Source organism: Sphingomonas sp., from assembly GCF_035317925.1.
In the GTDB taxonomy this organism is placed as follows: domain Bacteria; phylum Pseudomonadota; class Alphaproteobacteria; order Sphingomonadales; family Sphingomonadaceae; genus Sphingomonas_I.
On the sequence record NZ_DATHFV010000022.1, the window covers coordinates 1 to 18,104 of the forward strand.

At 66.6% G+C, this 18,104-nt stretch carries 20 protein-coding genes and 1 pseudogene; 11 read left to right on the forward strand and 10 right to left on the reverse strand.

The genetic code is table 11. From position 1 onward, the window contains the following. The 3 genes and pseudogenes from VK533_RS01345 to VK533_RS01355 all read left to right on the forward strand — a co-directional run. Positions 1-593, forward strand: a pseudogene (locus VK533_RS01345) (penicillin-binding protein); the annotation flags it as partial. An 81-nt stretch (positions 594-674) separates the two neighbouring features. Beyond that, complete coding sequence (prfB, locus tag VK533_RS01350) at positions 675-1,802, forward strand: peptide chain release factor 2 (protein WP_324374271.1); 1,128 nt, start codon at positions 675-677, stop codon at positions 1,800-1,802. 23 nt (positions 1,803-1,825) lie between these two features. Next, the gene (locus VK533_RS01355) at positions 1,826-2,494 is read left to right on the forward strand and encodes a class I SAM-dependent methyltransferase (protein ID WP_324374273.1); all 669 of its coding nucleotides are present in this window, start codon (positions 1,826-1,828) and stop codon (positions 2,492-2,494) included. A 37-nt stretch (positions 2,495-2,531) separates the two neighbouring features. Here VK533_RS01355 and VK533_RS01360 read toward each other — a convergent pair whose 3' ends face one another. The 3 genes from VK533_RS01360 to hflK form a co-directional block, all read right to left on the reverse strand. Next, the gene (locus VK533_RS01360) at positions 2,532-4,097 is read right to left on the reverse strand and encodes a Do family serine endopeptidase (protein ID WP_324374275.1); all 1,566 of its coding nucleotides are present in this window, start codon (positions 4,095-4,097) and stop codon (positions 2,532-2,534) included. A gap of 129 nt (positions 4,098-4,226) precedes the next feature. Beyond that, complete coding sequence (locus VK533_RS01365) at positions 4,227-5,084, reverse strand: protease modulator HflC (protein WP_324374307.1); 858 nt, start codon at positions 5,082-5,084, stop codon at positions 4,227-4,229. Positions 5,085-5,089: 5 nt separating this feature from the next. Continuing rightward, positions 5,090-6,133: an FtsH protease activity modulator HflK gene (hflK, locus tag VK533_RS01370; RefSeq protein WP_324374277.1), complete on the reverse strand. Its 1,044-nt coding sequence runs from the start codon at positions 6,131-6,133 to the stop codon at positions 5,090-5,092. A gap of 71 nt (positions 6,134-6,204) precedes the next feature. Between hflK and VK533_RS01375 the strand changes: the two genes are divergently transcribed. After that, on the forward strand, positions 6,205-7,173 hold the full coding sequence (locus VK533_RS01375; protein ID WP_324374278.1) for an Mrp/NBP35 family ATP-binding protein: 969 nt from the start codon (positions 6,205-6,207) through the stop codon (positions 7,171-7,173). Positions 7,174-7,250: 77 nt separating this feature from the next. Continuing rightward, positions 7,251-7,685, forward strand: a complete 435-nt coding sequence (locus VK533_RS01380; RefSeq protein WP_324374280.1) for a CoA-binding protein — start codon at positions 7,251-7,253, stop codon at positions 7,683-7,685. 85 nt (positions 7,686-7,770) lie between these two features. Here the strand turns inward: VK533_RS01380 and VK533_RS01385 are convergent, their stop codons facing one another. From VK533_RS01385 to VK533_RS01395, 3 genes are read right to left on the reverse strand one after another with little or no spacing between them, the layout of a single operon-like run. Further along, positions 7,771-8,556, reverse strand: a complete 786-nt coding sequence (locus tag VK533_RS01385) for an inositol monophosphatase family protein (protein ID WP_324374282.1) — start codon at positions 8,554-8,556, stop codon at positions 7,771-7,773. Then, entirely contained in the window at positions 8,549-9,895 is a 1,347-nt protein-coding gene (locus VK533_RS01390) for a TldD/PmbA family protein (protein WP_324374284.1), read from the reverse strand. Before VK533_RS01390 ends, VK533_RS01385 begins: the two co-directional genes overlap by 8 nt. A gap of 10 nt (positions 9,896-9,905) precedes the next feature. Further along, a complete protein-coding gene (locus VK533_RS01395; protein ID WP_324374286.1) occupies positions 9,906-10,349 on the reverse strand; it encodes a helix-turn-helix domain-containing protein in 444 nt (147 codons plus the stop codon). 80 nt (positions 10,350-10,429) lie between these two features. Between VK533_RS01395 and VK533_RS01400 the strand changes: the two genes are divergently transcribed. Then, positions 10,430-10,996, forward strand: coding sequence for an FMN-dependent NADH-azoreductase (locus VK533_RS01400; RefSeq protein WP_324374287.1), 567 nt, complete (start codon positions 10,430-10,432; stop codon positions 10,994-10,996). Here the strand turns inward: VK533_RS01400 and ubiA are convergent. Continuing rightward, positions 10,993-11,928, reverse strand: coding sequence for a 4-hydroxybenzoate octaprenyltransferase (gene ubiA / locus VK533_RS01405; RefSeq protein WP_324374289.1), 936 nt, complete (start codon positions 11,926-11,928; stop codon positions 10,993-10,995). The two genes, VK533_RS01400 and ubiA, sit on opposite strands and share 4 nt — an antisense overlap. A gap of 79 nt (positions 11,929-12,007) precedes the next feature. Here ubiA and VK533_RS01410 point away from each other — a divergent pair, with 79 nt between their 5' ends. From VK533_RS01410 to VK533_RS01425, 4 genes are all read left to right on the forward strand, one after another. Then, positions 12,008-12,427 (forward strand): EF-hand domain-containing protein, encoded by a 420-nt coding sequence (locus tag VK533_RS01410; RefSeq protein WP_324374291.1) that lies wholly within the window; start codon positions 12,008-12,010, stop codon positions 12,425-12,427. Between the two features lie 103 nt (positions 12,428-12,530). Beyond that, on the forward strand, positions 12,531-13,271 hold the full coding sequence (locus VK533_RS01415; protein ID WP_324374293.1) for a 16S rRNA (uracil(1498)-N(3))-methyltransferase: 741 nt from the start codon (positions 12,531-12,533) through the stop codon (positions 13,269-13,271). Between the two features lie 27 nt (positions 13,272-13,298). Further along, positions 13,299-14,672: a glutamate--cysteine ligase gene (locus tag VK533_RS01420; protein ID WP_324374295.1), complete on the forward strand. Its 1,374-nt coding sequence runs from the start codon at positions 13,299-13,301 to the stop codon at positions 14,670-14,672. A 2-nt stretch (positions 14,673-14,674) separates the two neighbouring features. Further along, positions 14,675-15,259 carry a dienelactone hydrolase family protein gene (locus VK533_RS01425; protein ID WP_324374297.1) on the forward strand — a complete coding sequence of 195 codons (585 nt, stop codon included), beginning with the start codon at positions 14,675-14,677 and terminating at the stop codon, positions 15,257-15,259. Here VK533_RS01425 and VK533_RS01430 read toward each other — a convergent pair. Beyond that, positions 15,256-15,999, reverse strand: coding sequence for a WecB/TagA/CpsF family glycosyltransferase (locus tag VK533_RS01430; RefSeq protein ID WP_324374299.1), 744 nt, complete (start codon positions 15,997-15,999; stop codon positions 15,256-15,258). The two genes, VK533_RS01425 and VK533_RS01430, sit on opposite strands and share 4 nt — an antisense overlap. 71 nt (positions 16,000-16,070) lie before the next feature. After that, positions 16,071-16,823: a Bax inhibitor-1/YccA family protein gene (locus VK533_RS01435; RefSeq protein WP_324374301.1), complete on the reverse strand. Its 753-nt coding sequence runs from the start codon at positions 16,821-16,823 to the stop codon at positions 16,071-16,073. A 113-nt stretch (positions 16,824-16,936) separates the two neighbouring features. Here VK533_RS01435 and thpR point away from each other — a divergent pair, with 113 nt between their 5' ends. Next, a complete protein-coding gene (gene thpR, locus VK533_RS01440) occupies positions 16,937-17,470 on the forward strand; it encodes an RNA 2',3'-cyclic phosphodiesterase (RefSeq protein WP_324374303.1) in 534 nt (177 codons plus the stop codon). Positions 17,471-17,572: 102 nt separating this feature from the next. On the opposite strand, the gene VK533_RS01445 is transcribed toward thpR, so the two are convergent. After that, positions 17,573-18,104: OmpA family protein (locus tag VK533_RS01445; RefSeq protein ID WP_324374305.1), on the reverse strand; the 532-nt coding region annotated here is incomplete at its 5' end.

Consider the following 18,104-nt stretch of genomic DNA (forward strand, 5'->3'; position numbering starts at 1 on the left):
CGCGGGACTGGAACGGCGGCGCGATGCCGCGCCCGCGCATCCGCTCGGCCCAGGTGCTCGATCCGATGACCGCCTATCAGATGGTCCACATCATGGAGGGCGTGATCCAGCGCGGCACCGCGACCGTGCTGCGCGACCTCAACCGGCCCTTGTTCGGCAAGACCGGCACCAATACCGGGCCGACCAACGTCTGGTTCGTCGGCGGATCGCCCGATCTAGTCGGCGGCGTCTATATGGGCTTCGATCGGCCGCGCCCGATGGGCGGCTACGCCCAAGGCGGCACACTCGCCGCCCCGATCTTCCGCCAGTTCGCGGCAATAGCGATGAAGGACATGCCGGTTGTGCCGTTCCGTGCCCCGCCCGGCATCCGCCTGGTGCGGATCGACCGGCGGTCGGGCAAGAAGGTGTTCGACGGCTGGCCCGACGACAATGATCCCAAGAGCGCGATCATCTGGGAAGCGTTCAAGCCCGAAAGCGAACCCCGCCGCGCCGCCACAAGGCAGGAGCTGGCCGCGGCGGCGGCGCCCAAGGCGCAGGCCAAGGCGGTGCGCAATGACAGCGACTTCTTGCAGCAGCAGGGTGGGATTTACTAACTAGGGACTATCCCTGCCCGGCATTGTCGCCGGACCCGAGCCCGCTAGCCCGTGGGCCTGACAGTTTACCGGAGACTATTCATGCGCGCTGAAGCGCAAGCCCATATCGACCAGATCGACGCCGCGATGGCCCTGGTCCGCCGTTTCATCGATTGGGATCGCGCGGTGCGGCGCCTCGACGAGCTCAACAATCGCGTCGAAGACCCCAAATTGTGGGACGATCCCAAGCAGGCGCAGAGCGTGATGCAGGAACGCCGCCGGCTGGAGGAATCGATCAACGCGGTCCGTTCGATCGAACGGGAGCGCGACGACACGGTCGAATTGATGGACATGGCCGAAGGCGAGGGCGACGACGCGCTCGTCGACGACGGTGTGAAGTCGCTCGCCGAGCTCGCCGAACGCGCCGACCACGACAAGGTCATGGCCCTGCTCGCGGGCGAGGCCGACGCCAACAACAGCTACGTCGAGGTCAATGCCGGCGCCGGCGGCACCGAAAGCCAGGATTGGGCGGGCATGCTCCAGCGCATGTATACGCGCTGGGCCGAACGCCATGGCATGAAGGTCGAACTGATCGATCATCATGCCGGCGAACAGGCGGGGATCAAGTCCGCGACTTTGCTGATCAAGGGCGAGAACGCCTATGGTTATGCCAAGACCGAGAGCGGCGTGCACCGCCTGGTCCGCATCAGCCCCTATGACAGCGCCGCGCGCCGCCACACTAGCTTCGCCAGCGTGTGGGTCTATCCTGAGGTCGACGACGATATCGACATCGTCATCAACGACAGCGACCTGCGCATCGACACCTATCGCGCGTCGGGCGCGGGCGGGCAGCATATCAACACCACCGATTCGGCGGTGCGCATCACGCATATCCCGACCAACATCGTCGTCCAGTGCCAGAACCAGCGTTCGCAGCACAAGAACAAGGCCGAGGCGATGAAGCAGCTCAAGGCGCGGATGTACGAGGCGGAGTTGCGCAAGCGCGAGGAAGAGGCGAATGCCACCAATGCCGGCAAGACCGATATCGGCTGGGGCCACCAGATCCGCTCCTACGTGCTCCAGCCCTATCAGCTGGTGAAGGATCTGCGCACCGGCGCGACTTCGACCGCGCCGAGCGACGTGCTCGACGGCGATCTCGACAAGTTCATGGCGGCGGCGCTGTCCCAGCGCGTCACCGGCGAGACGGTCGAGGTGGAGGACGTGGATTGAGAGGCCGGGCGATAGCGCTGGCTTTGCTTCTCGCGGGCTGCAGCCGCGCGTCGGACGAACCGCGCACCACCGACGGCTTCCCTCAAGCCGCGCGCCCAGTCGCCAAGACGGTTTCAGGCAGCTGGTCAAACGAGCCCGACCGCGACCGCAGGGGCGAGGCCGAAGCGGTGATGCACGCTGCCGACGTCAAATCGGGTATGACCGTCGCCGATATCGGCGCGGGCGAAGGTTATTATACGATCCGCCTGTCCGCCCGCGTCGGGCCCAAGGGTCGTGTGCTGGCCGAGGACATCGTCCGCCTGTTCCACGATCGGCTGGCGGACCGCGTCTACCGCGACCGGCTCGACAATGTCTCGGTCAAGCTCGGCCGGCCCGCCGATCCGGGCCTGCCCGGGGGCAGTTTCGACCGCATCTTCATGGTCCACATGTACCATGAGATCGAAGAGCCCTACGAATTCCTGTGGAACCTGCGCCCCTCGCTCGCGCCGGGCGGGATGGTGGCGGTGGTCGATGCCGACCGCCCGACCCAGGCGCACGGCACCCCGCCGGCCCTGCTCGACTGCGAATTCAAGACGGTCGGCTACACCTTGGTCGAGCGCAAGACGATGCCGCAGGCGGGCGGCTATCTCGCGCTCTACAAGGCCGAAGGACCGCGCCCCGAGCCGAAAGCCATGGACGCCTGCAAGGCTTGAAGCCGCCGCCCCGGCCGGAGCCGGAGCGACGCTTCGCTTACTTGCCGGTCAGATCGACGCCCAGATAGGTCGCCGGACGATTGCCGCGCTGGACCAGCAACAGCACTGTCTTGGAGCCATCCTTCTTCGCGGCATCGACCGCGGCGGCCGCTTCGGCGACATTGGTGACCGACCGGTTCGCGATCGCCAGGATCACGTCGCGCGGCTGCAGGCCCTTGGAGCCCGCATCGCTCGAATCGTCGACACCGGTCACGACCACGCCATGCGTCCCCGCCGTCAGGCCGAGCTGCTGCGCGATCTGCGGCGTCAGCGTCTGCAACGACAGGCCGAGCGAAGCCCGCAGGCCGTTCGGGGCGGCCTGGCTGCCCGTATCTGGCGCGCCGTCATTGTCATTGTCCTGTTCGTCCGGGTTGAGCTGATCTTCCGGCGGCCGTTCGGCCAGCATGGCGGTCAGGGTTACCGGCTTGCCGTTGCGGATCACGTCGATCGTCACCTTGGAACCGACCGGCAGGCCGGCGACTATGAACGACAAGGTGTTGTCGGGCGTGACGTCCTGGCCGTTGATCTTGACGATCACGTCGCCCTGCTGGACGCCCGCGCGCGCCGCCGGCTGGCCGGGCTCGATATGCGCGACGATCTCGCCACGATCTTTGGGCAGCTTGAGCGATTGCGCGATATCGTCCGACATCGGCTGGATCTGGACGCCCAGATAACCGCGATGGATGCGCTCGCCCTTCATCAGCTGCAGCACGACCGGCTTGGCCTGCTCGGCGGGAATCGCGAAGCCGATACCGACATTGCCGCCCGACGGCGAATAAATGGCGGTGTTGATGCCGACCACATTGCCGTTGAGGTCGAACATCGGGCCGCCCGAATTGCCCTGGTTGATCGCCGCGTCGGTCTGGATGTAGCGGTCATAAGGACCGGAGCTGATCGACCGATGGATCGCCGAGACGATACCGGCGGTGACCGTGCCGCCCAGCGCGAACGGATTGCCGATCGCGATCACCCAATCGCCGACGCGCGTCTTGGTCGAATCGGCAAACTGCACGAACGGCAGATTCTTCGCGTCGATCTTGAGCACGGCGAGATCGGACGCGGCATCCTTGCCGACGACGGTCGCCTTATATTCCTTATGGTCGGGCAAAGTGACCGTGATCGACGATACGGTGACCTTGCCCTGATCGGTCGGCACGCCCGAAATGACGTGGTTGTTGGTGACGATAAAGCCGTCGGCCGAGATGATGAACCCGGAACCGAGCGACACCGCTTCGCGCGTCGCCGGCTGGCCGTTATCGTCGGTGCCGCCACCGCCGCCCTGCTGCCCGCCGAACCGGCGGAAGAAATCCTCAAGCGGCGATCCCGCGAACGGATTCTGCTGCTTGTTGATCTGCACCTTCTGGGTGGTCGAGATATTGACCACGGCCGGCGCCAATTTCTCGGTCAGATCGGCGAAGCTCATCGGCGCGCCGCGCGGCGCGACCGCGGCCATTTGCGAGGGCGCGTTCTGTGCGACCTGCGCGCCCAGCGGCGACTGCGTCACCACGGTCGCGGCGGCGCCGCCAAGCAGCATCGCGGCGGTTACGGCATAGGCATAGCGCACTGTGTAACTCTCCTGAGATTTTCGGGGGCGGGGTTGACCCATCGACCCCCATTATCCGGGAACGGACGACGAACTGTGTTGCTCCACGGCTGAATGCAAATTGAATGGCGTGGACGACACCGCCGCTGCTTACTTCTTACCCATGAACTGCCGCAGATAATCATTGTCGGGCGACAACAGGATCGTGGCGGCGCCGCGCGGCGAGGGGTCATCCGTGCCGAACGTCACCTTGTAGGACTGCATCGCCCGGTAGAAATCATAGAAAGCGGGGTCCTTGCCGAAGCTGGCCGAATAGATCTGGGCGGCATTCGCATCGGCATTGCCCTGGATAACCTGCGCCTCGCGCTTGCCTTCGGCCTGGATCGTCAAAGCCTGTTGCTGGCGCGCCGTGCGCATGCTGGTGAAGGCGCTCTCAAGCGGCGTGCCGTCGGGCAGATCGGCGCGCTTGATCCGCACGTCGACGATCTCCGCACCATATTGCGCGGCAACCTTGGCGAGCGCGTTGCGGATATTGCCCATCACGACATCGCGTTCGGGCGTCAGCAATGCGGCAAAGGGCCGCTTGCCGAGCTCGTTGCGCAAGGCTGAGCCGAGGATCGGTTTCAAGGCGTCGCCCACCCGGCGTTCGCTCTGCGCGGTGACATACATCCGCACCGGATTGACGATCCGATACCGCGCGAAGGCATCAACCTCGAGCCGGAATTGGTCGGTCGACAACACCGATTGGCGCGGCATGTCGAAATCGAGCACGCGCTTGTCGACCCAGACGAGCTGCTCGACGAACGGCCACTTGGCGGCAAGGCCTGCCCCAGTGTGCCCGAAATCCTCTTTGGGATTGTACGCGTTCATGATCCGGCGTGGCACGCCGAAGCGAATCACCACCGCCTGCTTGGTCTCGGGCACGATCGCGAAGCTGCTCAGCGCGACCGCGATCGCCACCAGCGCCACCCCCAGCCACAGCACGGGATTGCGGCGGATCCAGTCGATCGCGCTCACTTGGCGGGCTCCTGCGGCTTGGCGGCGGGCGGTGCCAGATAAGGCACCACGTTGCGCGGCTCGATGATCGTCTTGTCGGTCTTGGCCAGCACCCGTTCCATCGTCTCGTAATACATGCGCCGCCGCGTAACCTCGGGGTTGAGCTTATATTGGGCATAGACCGCATCGAACGCGGTCGCCTCGCCCTCCGCCTTGGCGACGACCTGGGTCGCATAGGCGTTGGCCTGGTTCTTGTAGGATTGCGCGAGCTGCTGCGCGGCCGACACTTCCTTGAACGCGTCGACCACTTCGCTCGGCGGATCGGCCTGCTTGATCGCGACGCCCTGGATGACGACACCGGCATGGTAAGAATCGAGCAATTCTTGCGCGCGCAACGCGACCGCCTGTTCGATCTGGCTGCGCTGCGATCCGATCGCCTGATCCAGCGTCACGCGCGCGATCGCCTCGCGCATCGCGCTTTCGGCCACTTCCTTGATCGTGCCTTCCGGATCCTGCAACTCGAACAGATAGAGTTCGGGGTCGCGCTTGCTCCACCGCACCGAATAAGCGAGGTCGATAAGGTTCCTGTCACCGGTCAGCACCAGATTCTGGCCGGTCGTTCCGTCCGACGATCCGGTATCGATATCGATCACGTGGATATTGTCGACATCGACCTTGGTGACGAGCTCGATCGGCGCAGGCAGGGTCCAGCCGAGGCCCGGATCCAGCGTACCGACATATTTGCCGAAGCGCGTGACCACGCCGCGTTCCTGCGGGCCGATCGTGTGGGTGCTGGTGATCGCGATCCACAACAGCAACAGCACGACCAAGCCCCATTGCCACAGGCCGCCCAGATGCGGTGCGTGGAAGCCCCCGCCATCGCCGCCACCGCCGAAGCGCGCGCGTCCGCGCTGGATCAGCGCGTCGAGCGCGGATGGGCCGGCCCCGCCCGGGCGTGGTTTCGCCCAGGGCTTGTTGCTTTTGTCGCCTTCGCCGCCGTCCGAACCGCCGCCCCAGGGGCCGCCTTCGCTCAGCACCGCACCCGGTACATCGTCTTGCATGGGAGCCCTTATAATGGCGGCGGGTCGGAAAAACAGTGCCCTCGCCGACATGAGGGCTTAAGGGCCCGCGCATGGCTGGATCCGACGTCCTTTCCACCGCACTCGACCGCGTGATCGACCCCTCGACCGGCGTGGGGCTGGTTGCCTCCGGCCGCGCGGCGGCGCCGCGTCAGGCGGGCGGCACGGTCGACGCGATGATCGAGGTCGGCGGCCTCGACGCCGTCGAGCGCGACGCGGTCGAGCAACAGGCGCGCGCCGCCCTTTCGGCAGTGCCAGGGGTCGAGAATGTCCGCATCTTGCTCACCGCTGAACGCGCCGCCGGCCCGCGCCTGATCGCGGTCGCGAGCGGCAAGGGCGGGGTCGGCAAATCGACCGTCGCCGCCAACCTCGCCATCGCGTTGATGCGGATGGGGATGAAAGTCGGACTGGTCGATGCCGATATTTACGGTCCGTCCCAGCCGCGCCTGCTCGACGCGGACGTGAAGCCCGAAGCGCATGACGGCAAGCTGGTGCCGGTCCTGACCAAATCCGGCGTGCCGATGCTGTCGCTCGGCCAGCTGGTCGCGCCCGGCCAGGCGGTGGCGTGGCGCGGACCGATGGCGGGCAAGGCGCTCGATCAACTGGTCGATGCGCATTGGGGCGGAGCCGAAATCCTGATCGTCGACATGCCGCCCGGCACCGGCGACGTGCAATTGTCGATGATCCAGAAGCACAAGCCTGCCGGCGCGGTGATCGTCTCGACCCCGCAGGACCTGGCGCTAATCGACGCCGAGCGCGCGATCGACCTGTTCAACAAGGCGGGCGTGCCGATCATCGGCCTGGTCGAGAATATGGCGGGCTATCAATGTCCCAGTTGCGGCGAAATCTCCGATCCGTTCGGCAATGGCGGCACCGAGGCCGAAGCGGCACGGCTCGGCCTGCCCTTCCTCGGCCGCATTCCGCTCGCGATCGACATCCGCAAGGCGTCCGACGCGGGCACGCCCGATCCCGCCCCGTTCGCGGCGGTCGCGCGCGAAGTCGCCGCCCGGCTGAACCGATAGGCGGATTTGTTGAGACCTCGATTCACGCTTCAGGCAACGAGCCTGAAACGATCAAGGTCTAGGGCGGTTATAGCCTCATGCCCCTGACCACCGACGCCGATATCGCTCAGCTTCTGTCCGAGACGCGCACGATCGCCTTGATCGGCGCGTCGGACCGGCCCGACCAGCCGAGCTACAATGTCATGCGGGTACTGCAGGATTGGGGCTATCGCGTCCTGCCCGTGAACCCGCAGATCACGGGCGAGCATGTCCATGGCGAATATGTCTGGCGCGAGCTTGCCCAAATCGGCGAGCCGATCGACATGGTCGACATCTTCCGCCGTCCGATCGCGGCGGGCGAGGCCGTCGACGAAGCCATCGCCGCCGGCGCCAAATCGGTGTGGCTGCAGATCGGCGTGATAAACCATGAGGCTGCCGCCCGCGCCGAGGCGGCAGGTCTGAAGGTGGTGATGGACCGCTGCCCGGCGATCGACCTGCCGCGACTGGGTATTTCGCGCCGCGCCGCACAATAGGCTTCTCCCTAAGGGGAGATGGTCCGAAAAACGCAAAAAACATCAAAAGCGAACTGAAGGAATGCTGCGCCGCAGCAAGTTCGCTTTATCGCGGCTGGATGCTCGCCGCGCTGGCCCGCTCGGCCAGCCGCGCGACGGCGGCGGTATGGATCGCCGGCGCGCTAGCCAGCACGCCGAACGCCTCCGCCGCGCTGCCGTTATAACGGATCGGCACGCCGAGCGCGTCGGTGACGGTCGCGCCCGCTTCCTCGGCGATCAAGGCGGCGGCGGCGAGGTCCCATTCGTTGCCCCAGCGCAACGACGCGCACAGATCGGCCTTGTCGGCGGCGACCATCGCGATGCGCAGCGCGATCGAATTGGCGCGCGGCACCGCGATCAGATCCTCATCGATCTTGGGCAAAGTGTCGGCGGGCACGCGCGCACCCGGCAGCGCGGTCCGCATCGACGCGCGCAGCACCAGGCCATTGCGGGTCGCGCCGCCGCCGGCGACCGCGCGCCACTGCTCACCGCGCGCCGGGGCATCGAGCACGCCCAGCACCACCTGATGATCCTCGACTAAAGCGACCGATATGCACCAGCCGGGCCGGCCGCGCAGATAATCGCGCGTGCCGTCGATCGGATCGACCACCCATACCCGCGACAGGCCGAGCCGCGCATCATTGTCGGCGGTCTCCTCCGACAACCAGCCGGCTGCGGGATCGATCTCTTTCAGGCGCAGCTTGAGCAGTTCGTCGACCGCGAGATCCACCTCGCACACCGGGCTGCCGGGCGCCTTCTCCCAGCGGCGGAAGTCCGTTTCCCAGCGATCGAGCGCGAGCTTGCCCGCCTCCGCGGCAGCCGCCGCGACCCGATCGATCAGCGCTTCAGGCACCGGCGATCGTCATGCCGTCGATGCGCAACGTCGGCACGTCCATCGCGCGGCGGAATATCAAGTCGTCGGCGGGCGTCAGATGGAGGAACATATCGGTCAGATTGCCGGCGATGGTGATCTCCGCGACCGGCTCGGCCAATTGCCCGTCGCGGATCACGAATCCCGACGCGCCTCGGCTGTAGTCGCCGGTGATGCCATTGACGCCCTGACCGATCAGCTCGGTCACGAACACGCCCAGTTTGATGTCGCCGGCCAGATCCGCGACTGACAGCGTGCCCGCTTCGAGGAACAGGTTGCTCGTCCCCGCGCCGGGCGCGCCACTGCCGCCGCGCGAGGCGTGGCCGGTCGGGGCCTCGCCCAATTGCCGCGCCGAGGCACTGTCGAGCAGCCAGGTCTGGAGCACGCCGTCGGCGACGATGTTCATCGGCAGGGTCGGCAGGCCTTCGCCGTCGAACGCGCGGCTGCGCAGGCCGCGCAGGCGGTGCGGATCGTCGCGGATGGTGATGCCGTGCGCGAAGATCCGCTCGCCGCGCTTGCCCAGCAGGAAGCTGGTCTTGCGCGCGATCGCCGCGCCCGTGATCGCGCCGGCGAGATGACCGATCAGGCTCGATCCGACGCGCGGATCGAACACCACCGGCATCGGGCCGGAGGAAAGCTTGCCCGGATTGACCCGCTGGACCGCGCGCTTGCCCGCGCGCGCGCCGATCTCTTCCGCGCCTTCGAGGTCGGCGAGATGCCGGGTCGAATGATAGGCATAATCGCGCTGCATGCCCGAGCCCTCGCCCGCGATCACGCTCGCCGAACAGCCATAACCCGAGGTCAGGAAGCCGCGCGCGAAGCCGGTCGAGGTGGCGAGCGCGGTCAACGTCCGGCCCGCGCTCGCGCCCGCGCCTTCGCTGTTGGTGACGCCGGCCACGGCGCGCGCCGCATCCTCGGCGGCCAATGCGCGCTCGCGCAGCGACGCGGGCGACGGATCGGCGCCATCGTCGCCATCGATCGCGATCGCCTCGCCCTTGAGCAGGCGGTCGGCGGGCGCGAGGCCGGCATAATCATCCTCGGGCGCTTCGCGCGCCATCGCCGCGGCACGGTCGACCAAAGCGGTCAGCGCATCCTTCGACAGGTCCGACGAAGACACGCTCGCCGATCTCTTGCCGACGAATAGCCTGAGGCCGATCTCCTCGCCGTCGGACCGACCGACATCCTCGAGCGCGCCGAGGCGCACCTGCACCTCGGTCGAGGCGTTGCGATAATAGAAAGCGTCGGCGGCATCGGCCCCCGCGCGCTTGGCGGCGGCGACCAGATCGGCGACCTTGGTTTCGGCATCGGGGACGGAGAACATCGGTCTGCCCTTAGGCAGGAAGATCGGCAAACGAAAGCGGATCATCCGCCTCGTTGCGCGCATCGAATGCCTGCCGCGCGGCGTCGATCGCGTCGTAATTCTCCTCGGCCCATCGGCCAAGCGCGATAACGTGCATACAGAGCGACTTGCCGAGGTCGGTGAGCGCATATTCCACCTTGGGCGGGATCGTCGGGAAGATCTTGCGGCTGATCAGCCCCTCGCGCTCCAGCCCGCGCAGATTGAGCGTCAGCATGCGCTGCGAGATGCCGTCCACCAACCGCTTCAATTCGTTGAAGCGGCGCGGGCCGTGCGCGAGCATCATCACGATCAGGATGCTCCATTTGTCGCCGATCCGCTGCAGGATCGGCGTGATGCTGCGGCAGCGTATATGCTGCGGCCCCAACGGCTCGGTCGGGCATTGCGCCAAGGTCACATCGATGTTCTCAGGTGACAAAATAGTGCCTCCTTGTAGGCCCAAATGCATGGTTACATATGGTGCCCCGGTAACAAACTGATACCGGAAAGGCTATTAATATGAAACTGCTTCACCTGGATTCAAGCATCACCGGCGACAACTCGGTCAGCCGCCAGCTTTCAGCCGCGATCGTCGGCAAGCTGCGCGCCGCCGATCCGTCGCTGGAAGTCAGCTACCGCGACCTGGTCGCCGAACCGATCGAGCATCTCACGCTCGGCCACCTCCCCGCCGCCTCGCCCGAGAGCCGCGCCCTGCTCGACCAGTTCCTCGCCAGCGATACGGTCGTGATCGGCGTGCCGATGTATAATTTCACGCTGCCGAGCCAGCTCAAGGCGTGGCTCGACCGCATCTTCATCGCGGGCGAGACTTTTTCCTACGGCCCCGAGGGTCCCCAGGGCCTCGCCGGCGACAAGCGCCTGATCGTCGCTCTGTCGCGCGGCGGTCTGTATGGCGCGGGTTCGCCCGTGGCGGCGTTCGAACATGCCGAGACCTATTTGAAGGCGGCCTTCGGCTTCATCGGCATCACGCCCGAGTTCGTCCTCGCCGAGGGCGTCGCGATGGGCCCCGACCAGCGGACCCAGGCGATCGACGGCGCGACCGGCGTGATCGAGCGGCTCGCCGCCTAGGAGGCGGTGCCCACCACCAGGCAGCCGAGGAACATCAGCAGGCCGGCGAAGCGGTTGGATCGGAAGCGCATCAGTGCGTCGGCGCCATCCTCCCGCTTCAGGCCTGCCACCTGCCACAGCAAATGGCCTGCGACCGGAAGCAAGGCGACCAACGCCAGCGCTTCCGGCCGCACGCGCCAGATCACCACGCCCCACAGGAGCAAGGCGGCGAGATAAAAAATCGCGATACCGACCTGCGCCCGTTCGCCCAGCGCCCGCGCCGAGGATTTGACCCCGGCGAGCGCGTCGTCCTCGACATCCTGCAGCGCGTAGATCGTGTCGTAACCGATCACCCAGGCGATCGACCCGGCATAGAGGAACAGCATCGCCGGCTCGATCCGGCCAGATGCCGCCGGCCAGCCGACCAGCCCCGCCCAGGAAAAGACGATCCCCAGCCACGCCTGCGGCCACCAGGTGATGCGCTTCATGAAGGGATAGGCCGCCACCGGGGCGAGGCTCGCCAGCGCCAGGATCGCGGCGGTGAGGTTGAGCTGGATCAGCACCACCAGCCCGATCAGGCAGAGCGTCACCAGCCACGTCCAGGCGAGCTTCAGCGAGACCCGCCCGCTCGCGACCGGCCGTTCGCGCGTGCGCGCCACTCTCCGGTCGAGGTCGCGGTCGACAATGTCGTTATAGACGCAGCCCGCGCCGCGCATCGCCACCGCGCCGAGGAAGAACCACAAGAGCAGATCCCAGCGCGTAAAAGCCTGGCCGCTCAGCGCGATCGCCCATGCCCCCGGCCAGTAAAGCAGCCATGCCCCGATCGGCCGGTCGAACCGCGCCAGCTGGATCAGATCGCGCGCACGCTGCGGGAGCAGGCCGAGCAATCCGCGATGCTCGCTGTCGGGAACGATGTCGGTCGGCGCGCTCACGGGTCCGTCCTGCCCAAGCATCGGCCGGGCGGCAAGCCGTTCATCCGCTGTTCCACCGCGCCGCCCTACAGGCGCGACGCCTTTTCTTGAGGATAAGCCCATGAATCGTCTGCTGATCGCCGCACTGCCTTTGCTGATCGTCACCCCCGCTTACGCCCAGGATGCCGGCGGCGGCCCGCGCGGCAATGGTGGCCAGTCCCAAACCAAAGCCGACGCCGAACAGCGCGCGCAGATGATCTTCGATCAGCTCGACACCAATCATGACGGCTCGATCGATCAGAGCGAAATCGACGCCTTCACCAAGCTGATGGGCGACAATCCGCGCATGACCGGCCGCGTCACCAAGATGTTCACCGAATCCGACGCCAACCATGACGGCAAGGTCACGTCGGCAGAGGCCAAGGCGCACGCCGACGCCGCGTTCGACGCCGCCGACGCCAATCACGACGGCATCCTCACCCCGGACGAACGCCAGGCCGCGCGCGCCGCAGCCGGCGGCGGCCAGCCCCCGCAGCAGTAAGCCAAGCCCGTCATGCCAGCGAAAGCTGGCATCTCATGAGACGAGCGCTTGATCTCCAGAGACCCCAGCTTTCGCTGGGGTGACGGACCGGTATAAGCGGGCCATGCCCGCCACCCCCGCCTGGCCACCCGCAAGCACGCCGCGCCTGTTCGTCGACCAGGGGCTCGGCGAAGGGATGATCCTGCCGCTCGACGGCGCGCAGGCCAATTATCTCGGCAACGTCATGCGGCTGAAGACCGGCGATCCGGTGCGGCTGTTCGACGATCGCACCGGCGAATGGCTCGCCGAAGTCATCGAGACGGCCAAGCGCAGCGTCACGCTCAAGCTAACGTCGAAACTGCGCGAACGCGAGGCGGTGCCCGATCTGTGGCTGCTGTTCGCGCCGATCAAGAAAGGCCCGATCGACTGGCTGGTCGAAAAAGCGACCGAACTGGGCGCCGCACGTCTCCAGCCCGTCATCACCCAGCGCACGATCGTCGACCGGCTCAATCTCGATCGGCTGCGTGCCAATGCGATCGAAGCCGCCGAGCAATGCGACCGCACCGCGCTCCCCGAACTGGCCGAACCGGTGAAATTGCCTGCTCTGCTCAAGGGCTGGGATCAGACCCGGACTTTGATCTTCGCCGACGAAAGTGGCGGCGCGCCCTTGATCGAAATTGCGAAATCGGGGCCGACCGCGATCCTGATCGGACCCGAAGGCGGGTTCACGACCGAGGAGCGCGAAATGATCCGCGCCACCGCGGGCGCGGTCGCCGTATCGCTGGGACCGCGCATCCTTCGGGCCGAGACTGCCGCCGCCGCCGCGATTTCCGCGTGGATGTGCCTGGCCGGAGACTGGCGCTAACCGATCGGTATGATTATGTGCGCCGCGATGACGACGCGTACGGCAGAGGCCGGCCCCGACCCGCTGATCGAGAGCCGTGCCGATATGATCGGCGTGTTCTCCAAAGGCGAAAAGCCGAAGAGCGCCTGGCGCATCGGCACCGAGCATGAAAAGTTCGTCTATGCGGTCGGCGACCACCATGCTCCCTCCTACGAGGAAAAGGGCGGCATCCACGCGCTGATGATCGGCCTCACCAAGTTCGGGTGGGAACCGGTCTATGAGGGCGAGAATATCATCGCGCTCGCCGGACCGGACGGCAATGTCAGTCTCGAGCCGGCCGGCCAGTTCGAATTGTCGGGCGCGCCGCTCGACAATCTCCACGAGACCTGCGCCGAAACCGGCCGCCATCTGCACCAGGTCAAGGAAATCGGCGAGAAGCTCGGCATGGGCTTTCTCGGCCTCGGCTTCTGGCCGGACAAGACCCGCGCCGAACTGCCGATCATGCCCAAGGGCCGCTATGAGATCATGCTGCGGCACATGCCGCGCGTCGGCCAGCTCGGGCTCGACATGATGCTGCGCACCTGCACCATCCAGACCAACCTCGATTATGCGAGCGAGGCCGACATGGTGAAGAAGTTCCGCGTCAGCCTCGCGCTGCAACCGCTCGCGACCGCGCTTTTCGCCAACTCGCCCTTCACCGAGGGCAAGCCCAACGGCTATCTCTCCTATCGCAGCCATATCTGGACCGACACCGATCCGTACCGCACCGGCATGCTGCCGTTCGTGTTCGAGGATGGCTTCGGTTACGAACGCTACGCCGACTACATGCTCGACGTACCGATGTACTTCGCCTTCCGTAACGGCGGCTATATCGATGCGTCCGGCCTGTCGTTCCGCGATTTCCTCGACGGCAAATTGCCGGTCCTGCCGGGCGAAAAGCCGCGCATCGCCGACTGGGTCGACCATCTTTCGACTGCCTTCCCCGAGGTGCGGCTGAAGAGCTTCCTCGAGATGCGCGGCGCCGATGGCGGCCCGTGGAACAAGATTTGCGCGCTGCCCGCTTTCTGGGTCGGCCTGCTGTATGACGACGACGCGCTGGACGCGGCGTGGGACGAGGTCAAGCATTGGACGATCGAGGATCATCACCGCATCCGTGACGAGGTTCCGAAGCTCGGCCTGGCCGCGAAAGGCCCGCGCGGGCGGACTTTCCAGCAATTGGGCACCCAGATCCTCGATATCGCCCACAAGGGCCTGGCGGCGCGCAAGCGCTTCAACGGATCTGGCGACGACGAGACGGGCTTCCTCGATCCGCTGCGCGAGATCGTCGCCAGCGGCAAGGTTCCGGCTCAGCGCCTGCTCGATCGATACAATGGCGAATGGGGTGGCGACATTTCGCGCATCTATGACGAGATGAGCTTCTGAAGGTGCCCGACCGGCGCGCTTTCGTCGCCGGGACCTTCGCCTTCGCGGCCTTCCCCGCGCACGCCGCCAAGCCCCCGCCGCCGCCCAAGATCGGCGCGATCCACTGGCCCGGCCCCGGCTATGAACTGCACGGCTATATGGCGGTCCCCGCCAAAGCGCACGGGCCCCAGCCGGCGGTGCTGGTCGTGCACGATACCGGCGGCGCGGATCAATTCGCGCTCGGGCTGACCGACGCGCTCGCGCTGGCGGGCTATGTCGCCTGCGCGCCCAAGGCACTCGCCTCGCTCGACGAAGGCGTGGCGACGGTGCGCTGGCTCGCGACCAACGCCTACGCCACCGGCAAGGTCGCCGCGATCGGCCTCGGCTGGGGCGGCGCGCTGGTGGAACGGATCGCCGCCGCGCCGGGCACATTACTCACCTGCGGCGTCGCCTTCGGCAACACGGAGCCTGGAATGGCGGACGGCGCGGTCCCGATCCTGCGCCTGCCGGCGCTCGCGGCGACCGAGGACAAGGCGGCCTATGCCGCCGCATGGCAGCAGGCGGTCGATTTCCTCGACGCGCATCTGCGGCCGCCGCGCGGGCTTTAGGGCCGGCGCCACCGCATCGTCAGCAGGAAGACGCGCGGCCCTTCGATCAGATAGCGCCGCCACAGCCGTTTCGGTTCGGACAGAAGGCGGTGAAGCCATTCGAGGCTGGCCCTGCGCATCCACAACGGCGCGCGTGCCTTGCGCCCCGTCAGGAAATCGAGCGACGCGCCGATGCACAGGCCGATGCCGCTCGCCCCACCCGCCTGGGCGACGCGCAGCGCCAAAATCTCCTGCTGCGGCATCGCCACCGCGAGCAGGGTGAAGCGCGCTTTGGCGTTGCGCACGAACGCCGCTGCCGCCGTCATCGCTGCGGGATTCTTCAGCATCCCCATCGGTGGGATATGCTGGACGATATCGAGATCGGGGCGAAGCGCGCGCAATTCGGCCAGCATCGGCGCATCGCCGCCGATCAGGCAGATGCGGTCGCCCGGCTTCGCGATCTGCTGGAAGAGGTACGCCGTCAGGTCGCTGCCCGGCACCACCGGCAGGTCGACCCCGCGCGTCCGCGCCAGCGTGGCCACGATCCGGCTGTCGCACAGGCGCAGAGCGGCCAAAGCATAGGCCGTACGGATCTCGGCGTCGCGCGGTGCCCGATCCAGCTTCACCACATGGTCGACATTGGGGGTGATGACGAAGGCGAACGGCGCGTCCGCCGGACGGTCGGCCAGCCAGGCCTCGGTCGCGGCCATGTCGCGCCGGTCGAAATCCACGCCGAGGAAATGTGCCTGATCGGGGTTCATCGCGCCGGTCCTGCCACAAAAAAAGGCCCCGCCGAAGCGGGGCCTTCCTTTTTTGGTCTCGTCCGTTGCGCTTAGCGGCGGTTGCCCATGAAGCGCAGCAGGAACATGAACATGTTGATGAAGTCGAGATAGAGCGTCAGCGCGCCCATCACGACCGACTTGGCGGCGAACTCCGAGCCCTGCACCGCGAAGTACATGCTCTTGATCTTCTGCGTGTCGTAGGCGGTAAGGCCCGCGAACAGCAGCACGCCCAAAACGCTGATCACCAGATCCAGCGGCCCCGATTGCAAGAACATGTTGATCAGCATCGCGACGAGGATGCCGACCACGCCCATGATCAGGAACTGGCCCATGCCGGTCAGGTTGCGCTTGGTCGTGTAGCCCCACAGGCTGAGGCCCGCGAAAGCCGCGGCCGACGCGAAGAAGGTCTGCGCAACCGACGCGTAGGTGTAGACGATGAAGATCGTCGACAGCGACAGGCCCATCACCGCGGCAAATGCCCAGAACATGGCTTGCGCCGCGACCGTCGACAGCCGGTTGATGCCGAAGCTCAACACCATCACGAAGCCGAGCGGCGCGAGCATGATCACCAGGCGCAGCGGGCCGAGGCTCGCAAGATGCGCGGCCGCGACCTGCGGGCCCTGGTCGACGCCCAGCCATTTGGCGAACAGCAGGGACACGATGCCGGTCAGCAACACGCCCGACGTCATGTAGTTGTAGACCGAAAGCATGTAGGACCTGAGACCCGCATCATGGGACGCGGTCCGCGTGCCGACCGAAGCGGTCGCAGCGCCATTCGTCCAGGGGTCGGACCAATTTGCCATCTCTAAATAGCTCCTCATGCGCCACATCGGCGCGGGGTGAATATCGTCGTGCGCCCGTCCCTTTTCAAGCGAAAGCGGTCGCAGGTGGTCGCAATGCGATTTAAAGGCTTCTGATGCATCGCTTGTTTGTCGCCTTGCGCCCTCCGCGCGCCACGCGCGAACAGCTGCTGGACGCGATGGGCGGCGTACCCGGCGCGCGCTGGCAGAGCGACGATCAACTGCATCTGACGGTGCGCTTTATCGGCGAGGTCGACCGGCCTTTGGCCGACGATATCGCCGCCTGCCTTGCGGCGGTCGATCATCCCCGCCCGGCGATCGCGCTTCGCGGTGCGGGCAGCTTCGACCATAAGGGCCATGTCCATAGCCTGTGGGCGGGGATCGCTCCGGACGAGGCCCTGAAGCAGTTGCACGACCGGATCGACCGCGCGCTGACCCGCGCGGGGGTCGAACCCGACACGCGGGCCTTCACGCCGCATATCACGCTCGCCCGGCTGGGGCGGCAGGCGGGGCCGGTCGAGCCCTTCCTCGCCCGCATCGCCGGACTCGCCAGCGCGCCGGTGACGATCGACGCCTTCATCCTGTTCGAAAGCCGGCTCGGTCACGAGGGCGCCAGTTATGAGGCCGTCGCCCGCTATCCGCTGATCTAGGCCGTCCTCAACCTGGAACCGGTCCGGGCGATGTTTTCCGCACAAAAGAAAAGGGGCCGGCCATTGCTGGCCGACCCCAATTCTTTGCCGTGAAGGCTTCCCTTACTGACCCGAATTCGGACCGAAGGTGATCTCCACGCGGCGGTTCTGCGGCTCGCGCACACCGTCGGCGGTCTGAACGAGAAGCTTGGTCTCGCCGAACGCCTGGGTGGTGAGTGCGGCATCAGGCACGCCCTTGCCGGCCAGGTAGGCCTTCACCGCGTCGGCACGACGCTGCGAGAGACCCATGTTGTAGCTCGCGGTACCCGACGTGTCGGTATAGCCGGCCAGCATGACCTGGGCAGAACCCGTGGTCGTGTAGGCTTGCGCCGCATTGTCGAGGATCGAAGCTGCCTCCGGCGTGATATCCGACTTGTTCCAGTCGAAGAACACGATGAACGGCCCAGGCGTCACTGCCGGCGGCGGAGGCGGCGGCGGAGGCGGCGGGGGCGGAGGAGGCGGCGGCGGCGGAGGCGGAGGCGGCGGGGGAGGCGGAGCCTTCTCGCCGAAGTTGTACACTAGGCTCGCCAGGATGCTGTTCGAGCGATAGCGCGCCGTCGACAGACCGCCGGCCAACGGATTGGCCGTCGAGCTG